Origin of the sequence: Herbaspirillum sp. SJZ099, from assembly GCF_007828355.1 — a bacterium.
Lineage (GTDB): Bacteria > Pseudomonadota > Gammaproteobacteria > Burkholderiales > Burkholderiaceae_D > Herbaspirillum.
Genome location: NZ_VIUO01000001.1, coordinates 203,427 through 218,315, shown reverse-complemented (window position 1 = coordinate 218,315; position 14,889 = coordinate 203,427). Strand labels below are relative to the sequence as shown.

General features: G+C 64.8%; 14 protein-coding genes. 7 read left to right on the top strand and 7 right to left on the bottom strand.

What is annotated here, in order from left to right; translation table 11 throughout:
* Window positions 1-41: 41 nt before the first annotated feature.
* Entirely contained in the window at window positions 42-431 is a 390-nt protein-coding gene (locus tag FB597_RS00915; RefSeq protein WP_141912808.1) for a hypothetical protein, read from the top strand.
* A gap of 150 nt (window positions 432-581) precedes the next feature.
* Here FB597_RS00915 and FB597_RS20080 read toward each other — a convergent pair whose 3' ends face one another.
* Both FB597_RS20080 and FB597_RS00910 read right to left on the bottom strand, forming a co-directional pair.
* On the bottom strand, window positions 582-731 hold the full coding sequence (locus FB597_RS20080; RefSeq protein WP_183405798.1) for a hypothetical protein: 150 nt from the start codon (window positions 729-731) through the stop codon (window positions 582-584).
* Between the two features lie 215 nt (window positions 732-946).
* Complete coding sequence (locus FB597_RS00910) at window positions 947-1,828, bottom strand: LysR family transcriptional regulator (protein ID WP_144767643.1); 882 nt, start codon at window positions 1,826-1,828, stop codon at window positions 947-949.
* A gap of 114 nt (window positions 1,829-1,942) precedes the next feature.
* Between FB597_RS00910 and bla the strand changes: the two genes are divergently transcribed.
* Both bla and FB597_RS00900 read left to right on the top strand, forming a co-directional pair.
* Entirely contained in the window at window positions 1,943-2,842 is a 900-nt protein-coding gene (gene bla, locus FB597_RS00905; protein ID WP_144767641.1) for a class A beta-lactamase, read from the top strand.
* 136 nt (window positions 2,843-2,978) lie between these two features.
* Complete coding sequence (locus FB597_RS00900) at window positions 2,979-3,620, top strand: LysE family translocator (RefSeq protein ID WP_141912802.1); 642 nt, start codon at window positions 2,979-2,981, stop codon at window positions 3,618-3,620.
* 8 nt (window positions 3,621-3,628) lie between these two features.
* Here FB597_RS00900 and FB597_RS00895 read toward each other — a convergent pair whose 3' ends face one another.
* Window positions 3,629-4,378 (bottom strand): 2-keto-4-pentenoate hydratase, encoded by a 750-nt coding sequence (locus FB597_RS00895; RefSeq protein ID WP_144767639.1) that lies wholly within the window; start codon window positions 4,376-4,378, stop codon window positions 3,629-3,631.
* A 182-nt stretch (window positions 4,379-4,560) separates the two neighbouring features.
* Between FB597_RS00895 and FB597_RS00890 the strand changes: the two genes are divergently transcribed.
* From FB597_RS00890 to FB597_RS20555, 4 genes are read left to right on the top strand one after another with little or no spacing between them, the layout of a single operon-like run.
* Window positions 4,561-5,049: a MerR family transcriptional regulator gene (locus FB597_RS00890; RefSeq protein WP_144767637.1), complete on the top strand. Its 489-nt coding sequence runs from the start codon at window positions 4,561-4,563 to the stop codon at window positions 5,047-5,049.
* Window positions 5,046-6,080 carry an aldo/keto reductase gene (locus tag FB597_RS00885; protein ID WP_144767635.1) on the top strand — a complete coding sequence of 345 codons (1,035 nt, stop codon included), beginning with the start codon at window positions 5,046-5,048 and terminating at the stop codon, window positions 6,078-6,080. The genes FB597_RS00890 and FB597_RS00885 overlap by 4 nt, the downstream gene beginning before the upstream one ends.
* A complete protein-coding gene (locus FB597_RS20075) occupies window positions 6,073-6,231 on the top strand; it encodes a hypothetical protein (protein WP_186442738.1) in 159 nt (52 codons plus the stop codon). Before FB597_RS00885 ends, FB597_RS20075 begins: the two co-directional genes overlap by 8 nt.
* The gene (locus FB597_RS20555; protein WP_370454636.1) at window positions 6,222-6,293 is read left to right on the top strand and encodes an FAD-linked oxidase C-terminal domain-containing protein; all 72 of its coding nucleotides are present in this window, start codon (window positions 6,222-6,224) and stop codon (window positions 6,291-6,293) included. The genes FB597_RS20075 and FB597_RS20555 overlap by 10 nt, the downstream gene beginning before the upstream one ends.
* Before the next feature lie 74 nt (window positions 6,294-6,367).
* Here FB597_RS20555 and lpdA read toward each other — a convergent pair whose 3' ends face one another.
* The 4 genes from lpdA to gshA all read right to left on the bottom strand — a co-directional run bounded on the left by lpdA (window position 6,368) and on the right by gshA (window position 14,876).
* Window positions 6,368-8,155: a dihydrolipoyl dehydrogenase gene (gene lpdA / locus FB597_RS00875; RefSeq protein ID WP_144767633.1), complete on the bottom strand. Its 1,788-nt coding sequence runs from the start codon at window positions 8,153-8,155 to the stop codon at window positions 6,368-6,370.
* A gap of 63 nt (window positions 8,156-8,218) precedes the next feature.
* Window positions 8,219-9,883 carry a dihydrolipoyllysine-residue acetyltransferase gene (aceF, locus tag FB597_RS00870; RefSeq protein WP_144767631.1) on the bottom strand — a complete coding sequence of 555 codons (1,665 nt, stop codon included), beginning with the start codon at window positions 9,881-9,883 and terminating at the stop codon, window positions 8,219-8,221.
* A gap of 192 nt (window positions 9,884-10,075) precedes the next feature.
* Window positions 10,076-12,772 (bottom strand): pyruvate dehydrogenase (acetyl-transferring), homodimeric type, encoded by a 2,697-nt coding sequence (aceE, locus tag FB597_RS00865; protein ID WP_141917117.1) that lies wholly within the window; start codon window positions 12,770-12,772, stop codon window positions 10,076-10,078.
* Between the two features lie 508 nt (window positions 12,773-13,280).
* Window positions 13,281-14,876, bottom strand: coding sequence for a glutamate--cysteine ligase (gene gshA, locus FB597_RS00855; RefSeq protein ID WP_144767628.1), 1,596 nt, complete (start codon window positions 14,874-14,876; stop codon window positions 13,281-13,283).
* Window positions 14,877-14,889 lie beyond the last annotated feature (13 nt).

The window sequence follows — 14,889 nt, the reverse complement described above, 5'->3', positions numbered from 1 at the left end:
CATTAGCACGGCCGCGGCCAAGCTTGGCCGCCAGCGGCAGGATGCATGCAATTTCATCCGCCGGCTTCGGCTTGCCGCGCTCGTTCATCGTGCAGGCATTGCGCCGCGAGCTGATCAGGATATACGGCCTGGCCGATGATTGCTGCACTGCCATGGGCGTCGGCGAGACAGGCGAGTTCCTGGCGCTGGATGGACAACCGGACTACAACGCCCCGGGCTTCGCCTTGCGCTTGTCGCTGGCCGATGCCAATGGCCGCCGCATGCAAAGGTTGCTGGAATTTGAGGTGGGTATCCTGATGCAGCAGTATCGCGTGCGCCTCGGCGCACGCAGTTTCAACATCGCTTTCCTGCCGGCGCTGGACCGGCCAGCCCTGGCCACCGCCGCGCGGGCGGCCATGCAGGAAGCCCTGCGCCCGCAGGCACAGGGCTGATCCTCACGTAACGTCTCTGGTAAGTCGCTGTACTTTGGGCCGCATCGCTGATGCGGCCTTTTTTTATGCACAGGCAAAAATCAGAAGGAATTGTTGAACGCCGGCGATGCCGCGCCTCGCGGGAAAAATAAGCGCGCTGCCGGCGCAATGTCACTGCTCGCGGTTGTCCCGTCCCATCGGGGACAGCCCGGAGTACAGGCTGCAGGATTGCGGCTGGCCGCGGTGCGAGCCGGTAGTGAGGTCGCCCGAATCATTGAGGTAATCGACCAGCTTGCGATAGAGCTTCGCGAAGTATTTCATGATACGCCCCGTCCTCTGCACTTGGATTGCTACGGATACCACCTGATCTTCACGGAAAGGGCCACGGCGATTCCGCCCTTTCTAAATTATTTATATCATTTATTCTATGCCGGACCATCGCCCCCGTCCACCAGGAAATTCTCCATCGATGCGGCGCTGTTGCCACAAGACCTCACTTTTCGGCCAGCCGGCAAGCTCTGCGTGGCGCCGCCGGCTCACGCCGGTTCGGGCAAGCCGGCCGCGCCGGAATGCGCCAGCAGCCACTGGCGAAACACCAGCATCGCCGGCGTCTCCTGCTTCGATTTAAGCCGCGTCAACCAATAGGCGCCGGCGCCGATGGCTATGTCAAACGGACAGACCAGCCGGCCCTGCTGCAACTCCCGCTCGAACATCAGGATCGGCAACAAGGCCACGCCGGCCTGCTGCGCGGCCGCCTCGGCCATGGTCAGCGAAGAGTCGAAGACGAAGCCGCGTATGGCCGGGCATACCGCGCCCGCCGCGGCGAACCACTCGCTCCATTCGTCGCTGCGGTAGGAGCGCAGCAGGGTTTCTCCCGCCAGGTCGGCGGGACGGCGCAGGCGGGCGGCGATCTCGGGAGAACACATCGGTGCCAGCGGCGCGCTGAACAAACGTTCAGCATCAGTCCCGTGCCAGGCGCCATCGCCAAAGCGGATCGCGTAATCCAGGCCTTCGCCGGCCAGGTCGACGCGGTTGTTGTTGGTCAGCAGCCGCAGGTCGACGAAGGGATAGGTCTGCTGGAATTCGCGCAGGCGCGGCATCAGCCAGCCGACCGCGAAGGTGCCGACCACGCCCAGCGTGAGCACCTCGCGCTTGCGGCCGTTCTCGAACTGCGCCAGCACGGTGCCGATGCGGCTGAACGATTCCGCCAGCACCGGCAACAGCGCCAGCCCCTCGTCCGTCAGCGCCAGGCCGCGCGGCAAGCGGCGAAACAGCGCCACGCCAAGGCGCTCCTCCAAGTTCTTGACCTGCATGCTGACGGCAGTCTGGGTCACGTTCAGTTCATCGGCGGCGCGCGTGAAACTCAGCTGGCGGGCCGAGGCTTCGAAGGCGCGCAAGGCATTCAGGGGTAAATACATGACTTCTCCATGACCAAGTTTTTCTAATGCCTGCTGCCAATTATCGTGAATTGCGGGCCTTTACACCACCTCCTATCATCTTGGCTCGCACACTAACAATAGCAAGGAGAACTCATGCTGGACAGACGCAATTTCCTGACGCTGGCAGGCCTGGCGGCAAGCGGATGGCTCACTGGCGCCTTGGCGGCGCAAGGGTCGAATACAAGTAAACCTGATGGATCGGGCAGCTTCGTCCAGCAAATGGCGAAGCTGGAAAGCGGCGTCAACGGCCGCCTCGGGGTCTTTATCCTGGACACGGCCAAAGGCCGTCAATGGGGCTACCGCGCCGACGAGCGCTTCCCAATGTGCAGCACCTTCAAGTTCCTGGCCTCGGCCGCGGTCTTGAAGCGCGTCGACCAGGGCGAAGAACGCCTGGAACGCCGCATCGTCTACACCAAAGAATCCCTGGTGCCCTACTCGCCCGCCACCGGCAAGCACACCGGCGGCAACGGCCTGTCGATGTCTCAGTTATGCGAAGCGGCCATGACACTCTCCGACAACACTGCCGCCAACCTGATGCTGGAAAGCCTGGGCGGCCCGGCCGGCCTGACCGCTTTCATCCGCTCGCTGGGCGACGACCTGACCCGGCTGGATCGCAACGAACCCACGCTCAACGAGTCTCTTCCCGGCGATCCGCGCGACACGACGACTCCGGCGGCCATGGTTGCCGACCTGCGCAAGATCGTGCTGGGCAACGCCCTCAACCCGGCCTCGCGCACGCTGATCACGCAATGGCTGCTGGACAACCAGACCGGCGCAAAACGTGTGCGTGCAGGATTGCCCACGGGCTGGAAGGTGGGCGACAAGACCGGCACCGGCAGCCACGGCAGCACCAATACCGTGGGCGTCGCCTGGACGCCGCAAGGCGTGCCGCTGCTGTTCGCGGTTTACCTCACCGAGACCGGCGCCGATGAGGCGCAGCGCAACGGCCTGCATGCGGCAATTGGCAAGCTGATCGCCGCGAAACTGGCCTGAGAACCTGTTCACAATCTCGCCGGCAAACAGGCATGCCATAATGCGCCGCAAGGACGAAGGCGTGCCGGCCTTCGCAGTTTGCGGCGCAGAACAAAAGCCAGGGTGCTGCCCACAGCCGCTTTGCCAAGGAGCCCCGATGACCGCCCACAGTCTCAGCCTCACCACACTGTTCCTGTTTTCGCTGGTGGCGATGGCCACCATCGCCACGCCCGGCCCTACCGTCTTGTTGGCCTTGTCCAATGGCGCGCGCCTGGGCGTGCGGCGCGCCTTGCCGGGCATGCTCGGCGCCGTCGCGTCGGACTGCGTCCTGGTGGGATCGGTAGCGGTGGGCCTGGGCGCGCTGCTGGCCGCCTCGGAATTCTGGTTCTCGGTGGTGAAATGGGTGGGCGCGGCCTACCTCGCCTGGATCGGCCTGCGCATGCTGCGCTCGGGCGGAACCGATCTCGCCGTGGAGGCGGGCGATCCGCAGGCCAGCCCGCGCAAGGTATTCATGAAATCGTTTCTGGTGGCGGTAACCAACCCCAAGGGCTACCTGTTCTGCTCGGCATTGCTGCCGCAATTCATCGACAGCGCCGCTCCCCAGGCCTGGCAATACCTGGCGCTGGGCACGGTGTTCTGCGCCCTCGATTTCGCCATCATGTTCGGCTACGCCGCCATCGGCGCGCGCGCCATCAGCTTGCTGCGCCGGCGCGCGCTGCGGTGGATGGACCGCACCTGCGGCGCCATCCTGCTGGCGCTGGCCGGATCGCTGGCGTTCTACCGCCGCAGCGGCAGCTGAAACCGGCATCAGTCCCCGAAACTGAAGGCCACCGCGCCGATCCCATCCAGCACGGCCTCCACCTTCATGCCCGGGCGCGCATGCTGCACACCCGTACATGAGCCGGTGGTGACGATCTGCCCTTTCTTCAGCGGCATGCGGCGCCGCGCGCAATGGCGCGCCAGCCAGGCCAGCATGGCCCACACGTCGGCGGCGGGGTTGCCGCCGGTCATGCGCGCCACTTCCTTGCCATCCAGCGACAGGCTCGCACTGATGGCGCGCAAGTCGGGCGCGGCAGCGGGCATGGGCAATGGCGTGCCGAGCACCAGCGCGCCGTGGCTTTGCAGGTCGGCCATCGCAGCCCAGGGGTTGCCGCAAGGCGCCGGCCCCAGCCGGGTTTCCACCACTTCGATGGCAGGCAGCACGGCGTCGAACACGCCCAGCAGCTCCTCGCGGGACGGCAACGCATCGCCCGGATCGAAGTCTCGCCCGACGCGCAACGCCAGCTCGGCCTCCAGTCCGCGTATCCGCCACTGCGGGCCGGACAATTCGACGCCCGCGGCCAGCATGCCGGAGGCCGGCAACGGCGAACAGGCCGGCTCCATTCCCTCACCCTTGCTGCCGACTTTCCAGCCGCCCACCGGCCCCAGGCGCAACAACTGCGCATCCTGCACCGCATAGGCGGTGGCAGCATCCCCGACTGCCAGCCGGCGCCAGTCCAGCAAGAGGCCGCTGGTGCGGGCATCGAGCAGAAGTTGTGTGGCGGCGTGGGCGTTCATTGGTGCTTCCTCCGGAGGGCAGGGTCATGGGCGGCAGCGCGCATTGTACGCGGACATGCCGCCCCCCGGCAGCATGGCAAGATGACAATAAACCACGGCCGCCAGCAAGCCGGCGCCAAGTTGCCGATAATGGAAAAACCGCGCTTGACTTAGAGCGCACTCCAACAAATAGACTGCCTCCCATGACGACTTCCATGACCATTGCCCAGGCTGCCGCGGCTACCGGACTTTCGGTGCATACGCTGCGCTATTACGAACGCATCGGCCTGCTCGATCCGGTCGAACGGCGCGACAACAGCCACCGGCGCTATACGCAGGAAGACCTGAACTGGGTCGCCTTCCTGCTCAAGCTCAAGGCTACTGGCCTGCCGGTGCGCGCAATGCTGCGCTACGCCGAGCTGCGGCGCCTGGGCAATACACTGGAAAGCGTCACGGAACGGAAAGCGATCCTGCAGGCCCATACGCTTTCCGTACAACAAACGCTGGCCGAACTGCAGAGCAACCTGGCCGTGTTGCACCAGAAGATCGACCTCTACGGCGACATTGAAAAAGAAGCCGCAGCCAACGCCGCGCGCTCTTCGCGCAAGCAGGAACGCCGCGCCGCCGATCGCAACGATGCAGCCGTCGCCGCGCGGCCCGCCAGCGTCAACCATGAAAGGACGCCAACATGACACAGCAAACTTCCGCCAACCATCTCCAACCCGGATCGGCCGTCGGCACCCGCCGCCTGGGCGCCAACGGCCCGCTGGTCTCCGCCATCGGCCTGGGCTGCATGGGCATGAGCGATTTCTATTCCAACCGCGACGACGCCGAATCGCTGTCCACCATCGACCGCGCGCTGGAACTGGGCGTGAACCTGCTCGACACGGCCGACATGTACGGCCCCTTCACCAATGAAGAGCTGGTGGGCCGCGCCATCAAGGGCCGCCGCGACAAGTTCTTCATCGCCACCAAGTTCGGCTTCGTGCGCGATCCCAACGATCCTTCGGTGCGCGGCGTCGACGGCAGCCCCGGCTATATCCGCAAGGCCATCGAAGGCAGCCTGAAGCGGCTGGGTGTGGAAACCATCGACCTCTACTACCAGCACCGCATCGATCCCAACACGCCGATCGAGGAAAGCGTGGGCGTGCTGTCGGACCTGGTGAAGGCCGGCAAGATCCGCTACATCGGCTTGTCCGAAGCCTCGGCCGCCACCATCGAGCGCGCGCACCGCGTGCATCCGATCGCCGCGCTGCAAAGCGAATACTCGCTGTGGACGCGCGATCCGGAACAAGATGCGCTGGCCACCTGCCGCAAGCTGGGCATCGGCTTCGTCGCCTACAGCCCGTTGGGACGCGGTTTCCTCACCGGGGCGATCACCAGGTTCGAGGACCTGGCCGAGGATGACTTCCGCCGCACCAATCCGCGTTTCCAGGGCGAGAACTTCGCCAGGAACCTGGCGCTGGTGGAGAAGGTAAAACAACTGGCGCAAGGCTACGGTTGCACGCCCAGCCAGTTGGCGCTGGCCTGGGTCATGGCGCAGGATCCGCACATCGTGCCCATCCCCGGCACCAAGCGCCGCCGCTATCTGGAAGAAAACGCCGGCGCAGCCGGCGTGAAGCTGAGTCCGCAAGACCTGCTGCAGCTCAACGCCTTGTTCCCGATCGGCGCGGCGGTCGGCGAGCGTTATACCGAAGCCAGCCTGAAGTTGGTCAATGGTTGATTCGATTAATTGGGCAGATCAGGCTGATGGCCTGGCGCTTTGGCAACGGTCGCTGGCGGCGTTCACGCAGGCGGCCGAAACCGCCATCGGCGGCGAGGACAGCGCCGCGACGAACTGCGCCATTACAAGCAACCGCTGGAGATGGAATTGATGTTGCGGATCAAGCAGGCTTTCGATCCCAACCTGATCATGAATCCGGGCAAACTTCTTTAAGCGCCGCCGGTCCTGTCCGCAGGCGAAAAAAAACGGCGAACCGGAGTTCGCCGTTTTTCATTGCGCAGCAACGCTTACTTCTTGCGCTGCGGCGGCAGGTCGGTGCAATGCCCTTCCGCCACTTCCGCCGCCATGCCGAGCGATTCGCCCAGCGTCGGGTGCGGGTGGATGGTCTTGCCGATGTCGACCGCGTCGGCGCCCATCTCGATGGCCAGCGCCACTTCGCCGATCATGTCGCCGGCGTGCGTGCCGACGATGCCGCCGCCGATCACGCGGTGCGTCTCGGCGTCGAACAGCAGCTTGGTGAAGCCTTCGGAACGGCCGTTGGCCACCGCGCGTCCGGAAGCGGCCCACGGGAAGTGGCCCTTCTCGATCTTGATGCCGCGGGCCTTGGCTTCGTCTTCGGTGACGCCGACCCATGCCACTTCCGGATCGGTGTAGGCCACCGACGGGATCACGCTGGCGTCGAAGAAGCTCTTCTCGCCGGCGATCGCCTCGGCCGCCACGTGGCCTTCATGCACAGCCTTGTGCGCCAGCATCGGCTGGCCCACCAGGTCGCCGATGGCGAAGATGTGCGGCACGTTGGTGCGCATCTGCTTGTCGACCGGGATGAAGCCGCGCTCGCCGACGATCACGCCGGCCTTGTCGGCCGACACCTTCTTGCCGTTGGGGCTACGGCCCACGGCCACCAGCACCAGGTCGTAGACTTGCGGCTCGGGCGACTTGGCGCCGGCTTCGGCGGCCTCGAAGGTGACCTTGATGCCTTCCTTCAACGCTTCCACCGCCACGGTCTTGGTCTTGAGCATGACGTTGTCGAAGCGCTTCTCGTTGAACTTCTGCCAGACCTTGACCATGTCGCGGTCGGCGCCCTGCATCAGGCCGTCCATCATCTCGACCACGTCGATGCGCGCGCCCAGCGTGGAGTAGACCGTCGCCATTTCCAGGCCGATGATGCCGCCGCCGATGACCAGCATGCGCTTGGGCACCTGGCGCAGTTCCAGCGCGCCGGTGGAGTCGACGATGCGAGGATCCTGCGGCACGAACGGCAGGTTCACCACCGATGAGCCGACGGCGATGATAGCGTGCTTGAACTGCACCACCTTCTTGCTGCCGTCGGCGGCCGTCACTTCGATATGGTTGGGGCCGGCGAACTGGCCGTTGCCGTTGACCACGGCGACCTTGCGCGCCTTGGCCATGCCGGCCAGGCCGCCGGTCATGGTGCCGATCACCTTGTCCTTGTAGCCGCGCAGCTTGTCGATGTCGATCTCGGGCTTGCCGAAGGTGACGCCGTGCGAGGCCATGGCGGCGGTCTCGTCGATCACGGCGGCCACGTGCAGCAGCGCCTTGGACGGGATGCAGCCGACGTTCAGGCAGACGCCGCCCAGCGTGGCTTCCTGTTCGACGATGACGGTGTTGAGGCCAAGGTCGGCCGCGCGGAAGGCGGCCGAGTAGCCGCCGGGACCGCCGCCCAGCACCATCACGTCGCACTGCACGTCGGCGCTGCCGCCGAAGCTGGCGGCGGCCGGTGCGGCCGCTGTGGCTGCGGGAGCGGCGGGCGCTGCCGCCGGTGCCGCCGCTGCAGGCGCCGGAGCGGCCGCCGGCGCAGGGGCCGCGGCAGCCGCGTCCGAAGCTTCCACCATCAGCAGCACCGAGCCTTCGGCGACCTTGTCGCCGACCTTGACCTTCAGTTCCTTGACCACGCCCGCCGTCGACGACGGGATTTCCATGCTGGCCTTGTCGGACTCGACGGTGATCAGCGACTGGTCGACCTTGATCGTGTCGCCCACCTTGACCATCACTTCGATGACTTCGACTTCCTTGAAATCCCCGATATCGGGGACCTTGACTTCAGAGAGACTCATTGTCTTGGCTCCGTTATGTTCTGTTTCGCTGCGCGCCGCCACCGGGGCGGCGCATCGACTTGATTAGAGCAAGGACTTGCGCAGGTCGCCCAGCACGTCAGCCAGGTAGGCCGAGAAGCGGGCCCCCATTGCACCGTCGATGACGCGGTGGTCGTAGGACAGCGAAGTCGGCAGCATCAGGCGCGGCACGAACTGCTTGCCGTCCCACACCGGCTTGGTGATCGACTTGGACAGGCCGAGGATCGCCACTTCCGGCGCGTTGATGATGGGCGTGAAGGCGGTGCCGCCGATGCCGCCCAAGGACGAGATGGTGAAGGTCGCACCCTGCATGTCGGCCGGCTTCAGCTTGCCGTCACGCGCCTGTGCCGACAGCTCGCCCATTTCGGTGGCGATCTGGCTGATGCTCTTCTGGTCGGCGTTCTTGATCACCGGAACCACCAGGCCGTTCGGCGTATCGGCCGCGAAGCCGATGTTGTAGTACTGCTTGAGGATCAGGTTTTCGCCATTGGCGTCCAGCGAGGAATTGAACGCCGGGAATTTCTTCAGCGCGGCGACGCTGGCCTTGATGACGAACGCCAGCATGGTCAGCTTGACCGGCGACTTGGCCTTGGCGTAAGCGGCATTGGAGGCGACGCGGAATTCTTCCAGTTCGGTGACGTCGGCTTCGTCGAATTGCGTCACGTGCGGGATCATCACCCAGTTGCGGTGCAGGTTGGGGCCGCTGATCTTCTTGATGCGCGACAACGGCTGCAGCTCGGTGGCGCCGAACTTGGAGAAGTCCAGCGACGGCCACGGCAGCAGGTCCATGCCGGCGCCGCTGCCGTTCTTGCCCGGTGCGGCGGCAACCTGGGTCGAACCGGCCATCACGCCCTTGACGAAGTTCTGCACGTCCTCTTGCAGGATACGGCCCTTGGGGCCGGTGGCCGGCACGCGCGCCAGATCCACGCCCAGTTCGCGCGCGAACTTGCGCACGGACGGCGAGGCGTGGGCCTTGCCGCCGGTGCTGGTCGCCGATGCGGTGGCGATGGCCGGCGCGGCGGCCGGTGCTGCCGCAGGCGCTGGCGCAGCCGCGGGGGCCGCGGCAGCAGGCGCTGGTGCGGCGGCCGGAGCAGCCGCGGCAGGCGCGCCGCCAGTGGTTTCCAGCGAGGCGATGATGCTGCCCTTGGCGACCTTGTCGCCCAGCTTGACCTTCAGTTCCTTGATCACGCCGGCGTGGCTGGACGGGATTTCCATGCTGGCCTTGTCGGACTCGACGGTCAGCAGCGACTGTTCGGCCTTGACCGTGTCGCCGACCTTGACCATCAGTTCGATGACTTCGACTTCCTTGAAGTCGCCGATGTCGGGCACTTCGATCTGGATCACGCCGCCGGCGGCAGCGGGTGCAGCAGCGGGAGCAGCAGCAGGTGTCGGTGCGGGCGCCGCAGCCTGTGCCGCTGCCGGCGCCGCTGCTGCGGCTTGTGCTGGGGCCGCGGCCGGCGCTGCGCCGGCGCCTTCGCCTTCGACGATCAGCAACAGCGAGCCTTCGGCGACCTTGTCGCCGACCTTGACCTTGATTTCCTTGACCACGCCAGCCTGGCTGGAGGGAATCTCCATGCTGGCCTTGTCGGATTCGACGGTGATCAGCGACTGGTCGACCTTGATCGTGTCACCGACCTTGACCATCACCTCAATGACTTCGACTTCCTTGAAGTCGCCGATGTCCGGGACTTTTACTTCGACTTGACTCATCTGTTGCGCTCCGTTGTTCTGTTCCCCGGCCTTGGGCTGGGAGGGGGTATTCGCAGAGGGGAAGGTGCTGCCGCGTGGCCATTGCATCTTAAGCCATGTTGCGGCCGCCGTTTTCCTGTTTTCCGGCTGGCACCGACACGAAACATCCCCGCGATCAGGAAGCTGAAGCGGGGATGCTCGGGTCGGCGGAACTTACTGGGTCACCGGGTTCGGCTTGTTCGGGTCGATGCCGTACTTGGCAATCGCCTGCGCCACGACTTCAGGCTTGATCTTGCCTTCATCGGCCAGCGACTTCAAGGCCGCCACGGTCACGAAGTAGCGGTTGACCTCGAAGAACTCGCGCAGCTTGGCGCGGGTGTCCGAACGGCCGTAGCCGTCGGTGCCCAGCACCTTGTAGGAACGGCCCTTGGGCACGAAGGCGCGGACCTGTTCGGCATAGGTGCGCATGTAGTCGGTGGAGACCACGATCGGGCCGTCGGTGCCTTCCAGCGATTGCTCGAAGTAGCTCTTCTTCGCGGTCTCGGCCGGGTGCAGCATGTTCCAGCGTTCCACGTCCTGGCCGTCGCGGGCCAGCAGCGTGAACGAGGGCGCGGACCAGACGTCGGCGTCGACCTTCCAGTCGTCGCGCAGCAGGTCGGCGGCGGCGATGACTTCGCGCAGGATGGTGCCCGAGCCCAGCAGTTGCACGCGCAGCTTGTTCTTCTTGCCGCCTTCGTTCAACAGGTACAGGCCCTTCAGGATGCCCTCTTCCTGGCCCGGCTTGATGCCAGGATGCGCGTAGTTCTCGTTCATCACGGTGATGTAGTAGAACACGTCTTCCTGGTTGGCCACCATGCGGCGCAGGCCGTCATGGATGATCACCGCGACTTCGTGGGCGAAGGTCGGGTCGTAGGGTACGCAGTTCGGGATCGCCGAGGCGAACACGTGGCTGTGGCCGTCTTCGTGCTGCAGGCCTTCGCCGTTCAGGGTGGTGCGGCCGGCGGTGCCGCCGATCAGGAAGCCGCGCGCGCGCATGTCGCCTGCCGCCCATGCCAGGTCGCCGATACGCTGCAGGCCGAACATCGAGTAATAGGTGTAGAACGGGATCATTACCCGGTTGTTGGTCGAGTACGAGGTCGCCGCGGCGATCCACGAGCTCATGCCGCCCGCTTCGTTGATGCCTTCCTGCAGGATCTGGCCGGCCTTGTCTTCGCGGTAGTACATGACCTGGTCCTTGTCGACCGGTTCGTACAGCTGGCCGACCTGGCTGAAGATGCCGATCTGGCGGAACAGGCCTTCCATGCCGAAGGTACGGGATTCGTCGACCATGATGGGCACCACGCGCGGGCCCAGGTTCTGGTCGCGCAGCAGCGCGGTCAGCACGCGCGAATAGGCGGCGGTGGTGGAAATTTCACGGCCTTCGGCGGTCGGCTCCAGCATTGCCTGGAAGGCGGACAGCTCAGGCACCGGCAGCTTCTCGTCGGCTTGCGGACGGCGCTGCGGCAGATAGCCGCCCAGGGCCTTGCGGCGCTCGTGCAGGTATTGCATTTCAGGCGCGTCGTCGGCCGGCTTGAAGAACGGGATATTGGGCAGGTCGGCGTCCGAGATCGGCAGCTGGAAGCGGTCGCGCATGGCCTTGATGGCCTCGTCGTCCAGCTTCTTGGTGTTGTGCGCGGTGTTGCGCGCTTCGCCGGCCTTGCCGAAGCCGTAGCCCTTGATGGACTTGGCCAGGATCACGGTCGGTTGATCCTTGCTCTCTTGCGCGACCTTGAAGGCGGCGTAGATCTTGTGCGGATCGTGGCCGCCGCGGGTCAGGCGCCAGATGTCGTCGTCGGACATCTTGCTGACCATTTCCAGCAGCTTGGGGTGCTTGCCGAAGAAGTGCTTGCGCACGTAGGCGCCATCCTTGGCCTTGTAGTTCTGATATTCACCGTCGACGGTTTCCATCATCACCTTCTGCAGGATGCCTTCCTTGTCCTTGGCCAGCAGCTCGTCCCAGCCGCTGCCCCAGATGACCTTGACCACGTTCCAGCCGGCGCCGCGGAAGTCGGATTCCAGTTCCTGGATGATCTTGCCGTTGCCGCGCACCGGGCCGTCCAGGCGCTGCAGGTTGCAGTTGACCACGATGACCAGGTTGTTGAGCTTTTCGCGGCCGGCCATGCCGATGGCGCCCATCGATTCCGGTTCGTCCATCTCGCCGTCGCCGCAGAAGGCCCAGACCTTGCGGTTGTCGGTCTTGGCGATGCCGCGGGCGTGCAGGTACTTCAGGAAGCGCGCCTGGTAGATCGCCATCAAGGGGCCCAGGCCCATCGAGACGGTCGGGAACTGCCAGAATTCCGGCATCAGTTTCGGGTGCGGGTACGAAGACAGGCCCTTGCCGTCGGCTTCGCGACGGAAATGGATCAGTTGCTCTTCGGTCAGGCGGCCTTCCAGGAAGGCGCGCGCATAGATGCCGGGCGAGGAGTGGCCCTGGATGTACAGCAGGTCGCCGCCGTGGTCTTCGGTCGGGGCGTGCCAGAAGTGGTTGAAGCCGATGCCCAGCATGTTGGCCAGCGAGGCGAACGAGGACAGGTGGCCGCCGAGGTCGCCGTCGACGCGGTTGGCCTTGACCACCATGGCCATGGCGTTCCAGCGCATCCACGAGCGCAGGCGCTCTTCGTATTCGAGGTTGCCGGGGCAGTGCTCGCCCTGGTCGGCGGGGATGGTGTTGACGTAGGCGGTATTGCTGGAAAACGGAATATGCGCGCCGCGGCGGCGGGCCAGGTCGACCATGCGCTCCATCAGGTAGTGGGCGCGGTCCGGACCTTCCTTCTCGATCACGGCTTCGAGGGCGTCAAGCCACTCCTGGGTTTCCATCACGTCGGGATCGTTGGCGGCCTGCGCCAGGACTTGGTCGATTTGGGCTGACATGTCATGTCTCCTGTTTGTTGAAGGCCCTGGCCAGATCTCATGGACTGGCCGGGTCGGTCGGGTCATTCAGTGCAAATAGCCGCCGGCGATGATGCGTGGAAAACACTCATAAACTCTAATGTACGGTCTTCCAGCCGTATGGACGACGCATTTTATCAGGGATTTTTTGATTTTCAAATTGCGATAATTGATTTCATAATGCAAAATTATGCTGCAAAGCGGCATGAACAGGCGCTTTCCAGCCACCGTATTTTTACGGTCAGGACGATATGAAGGGGATTTTTTGCCATGTTTGCAATGCCGCAAAATAATCCTTCGCCACCCCGTTCAGGCCATCGAAGAAGCACTGCGACCGCAGCGGCCCACCACGAAAAATATCAAAAAGACAATGAAGTTCGCATCACAAGCCTGGCGGCAGCAGCGATACCGCCCCATGGATCATGCACCGGATGAGGTCGGTTCTATATAGATAGGCGTAAAGACGGCGGCTTGGTTCCGGCCTGGAGGATCAGACGCTGATATTGCCCAGCGTGCTGGCGCGGTAGGCGGCGACGAAGGCGTCGAAGTCGCCGGTCTGGGTGCGCTCGATTTCGCGCTGGGCCTCCAGCGAAGCCTGGGCGATGGCGACGAAGTCGGCGGTCTGCGCCGCCGTCAGCGGCTCGGCCAGCAGTTGTCCGGCCTGCGCCGCGCTGTTTTGCAGGGCCCAGGCCGGGAAGGAATTGCCGGCCGCGCGGATCTCGCGCAGCACCCGCGCCGATGGCGTGGCGTCGGGGTCGGCCAGCTTGGCGCGCTGGGCGGCCATGCTGTCGCGGTGGGCGCTGCCGCCGGCCTGCCGGTCCAGCAGTTCGGCCACCGGCGCCATGCGCTCCAGCAGTTGCTCGCCCCATTCCTTCAAGCCGATCGCACGGCCCTTGAACTGCAATTGCAGGCCGGGCTGACGCCCCTGCTTGACCGTGGCCATGAAGTTGGCGCGGTTCTCGATACCCTCCTCGTCCGAGGTCAGGCAGCTGTCGTCGAAAGCCAGGAAGTGCAGGAACACATCGAGGAAGCGCGCCGTCTGCAGGTTGATGCCCAGCGGATCGAACGGGTCGATGTCCATACAGCGCACTTCCACATACTGCACGCCGCGCGCCGACAAGGCCTGCACCGGGCGTTCGCCGCTGTAGATGACGCGCTTGGGGCGGATCGACGAATAGAACTCGTTCTCGATCTGCAGGATGTTGGTGTTGATCTGCACCCATTCGCCATCGCGCTTGGTGCCGATCGCCTCGTAAGGCGGATAGGGCTCGCTGACCGCATGCGCCAGGCTGCGGATGTAGGCCGGCAGGTTGTTGTAGTGCGGGGTGATGTTGGCCTGGGCGTTGTTCTGGTAACCCAGGTCGCTCATGCGCAGGCTGGTGCCGTAGGGCAGGTAGAGCGTGTCGTCGGACAAGGTCTCCAGCTGGTGCGGGCGGCCGCGCAGGAAATTGGTCGCCACCGCCGGCGAGGCGCCGAACAGGTACATCAGCAGCCAGCTGTAGCGGCGGAAGTTGCGGATCAAGGCGATGTAGCGTTCCGACTGGTAGTCGCGCCGCGAAACCGAGGCATCGACGCCGCGGTCGCTTTCGCGCAGCACGTCCCATACGCCTTCATTCAGCGAGAAGTTGTAATGAATGCCGGCGATGCACTGCATGGTGCGGCCATAGCGCAGCGCCAGGCCGCGGCGGTAGACGTGCTTGAGCATGCCGATGTGCGAACTGCCGTACCAGGCGATGGGAATCTCGTCCTCAGGCGGCAGCACGCAGGGCATCGAGGCATTCCACAGCAGCTCGCCGCCCAGCCGGGCGTAGACGAAGCGGTGGATCTCATCCAGCCGTTGCAGGGCGGTGGCGATATCCGGCTCGGCCGGCGTGATGAATTCCAGCAGCGACTCGGAGTAATCGGTGGTGATCAGGTCGTTGGTCAACGCCGAACCCAGCGCCGGCGGATGCGGCGTATGCGCCAGTTGCCCGTGGCGGTCGACCCGCAGCGTTTCGCGTTCCACGCCGCGCAAACCCTGGCCGAGCAGCGCGATATGTTGCGGGCTGGCGAGCTGTTGCAGGCGTTGGTTCAGCAAATCGGTCATGCGGGCGTCCTTC

Bases quoted from the DNA above. Each gene is read 5' to 3' on its own strand.
- FB597_RS20080 (WP_183405798.1), bottom strand. From the start codon at position 731: ATGAAATACTTCGCGAAGCTCTATCGCAAGCTGGTCGATTACCTCAAT.
- bla (WP_144767641.1), top strand. From the start codon at position 1,943: ATGCTGGACAGACGCAATTTCCTGACGCTGGCAGGCCTGGCGGCAAGC.
- FB597_RS00915 (WP_141912808.1), top strand. From the start codon at position 42: ATGCATGCAATTTCATCCGCCGGCTTCGGCTTGCCGCGCTCGTTCATC.
- aceF (WP_144767631.1), bottom strand. From the start codon at position 9,883: ATGAGTCAAGTCGAAGTAAAAGTCCCGGACATCGGCGACTTCAAGGAA.
- FB597_RS00895 (WP_144767639.1), bottom strand. From the start codon at position 4,378: ATGAACGCCCACGCCGCCACACAACTTCTGCTCGATGCCCGCACCAGC.
- lpdA (WP_144767633.1), bottom strand. From the start codon at position 8,155: ATGAGTCTCTCTGAAGTCAAGGTCCCCGATATCGGGGATTTCAAGGAA.
- gshA (WP_144767628.1), bottom strand. From the start codon at position 14,876: ATGACCGATTTGCTGAACCAACGCCTGCAACAGCTCGCCAGCCCGCAA.
- FB597_RS00910 (WP_144767643.1), bottom strand. From the start codon at position 1,828: ATGTATTTACCCCTGAATGCCTTGCGCGCCTTCGAAGCCTCGGCCCGC.
- FB597_RS00885 (WP_144767635.1), top strand. From the start codon at position 5,046: ATGACACAGCAAACTTCCGCCAACCATCTCCAACCCGGATCGGCCGTC.
- FB597_RS00890 (WP_144767637.1), top strand. From the start codon at position 4,561: ATGACGACTTCCATGACCATTGCCCAGGCTGCCGCGGCTACCGGACTT.
- aceE (WP_141917117.1), bottom strand. From the start codon at position 12,772: ATGTCAGCCCAAATCGACCAAGTCCTGGCGCAGGCCGCCAACGATCCC.
- FB597_RS20075 (WP_186442738.1), top strand. From the start codon at position 6,073: ATGGTTGATTCGATTAATTGGGCAGATCAGGCTGATGGCCTGGCGCTT.
- FB597_RS00900 (WP_141912802.1), top strand. From the start codon at position 2,979: ATGACCGCCCACAGTCTCAGCCTCACCACACTGTTCCTGTTTTCGCTG.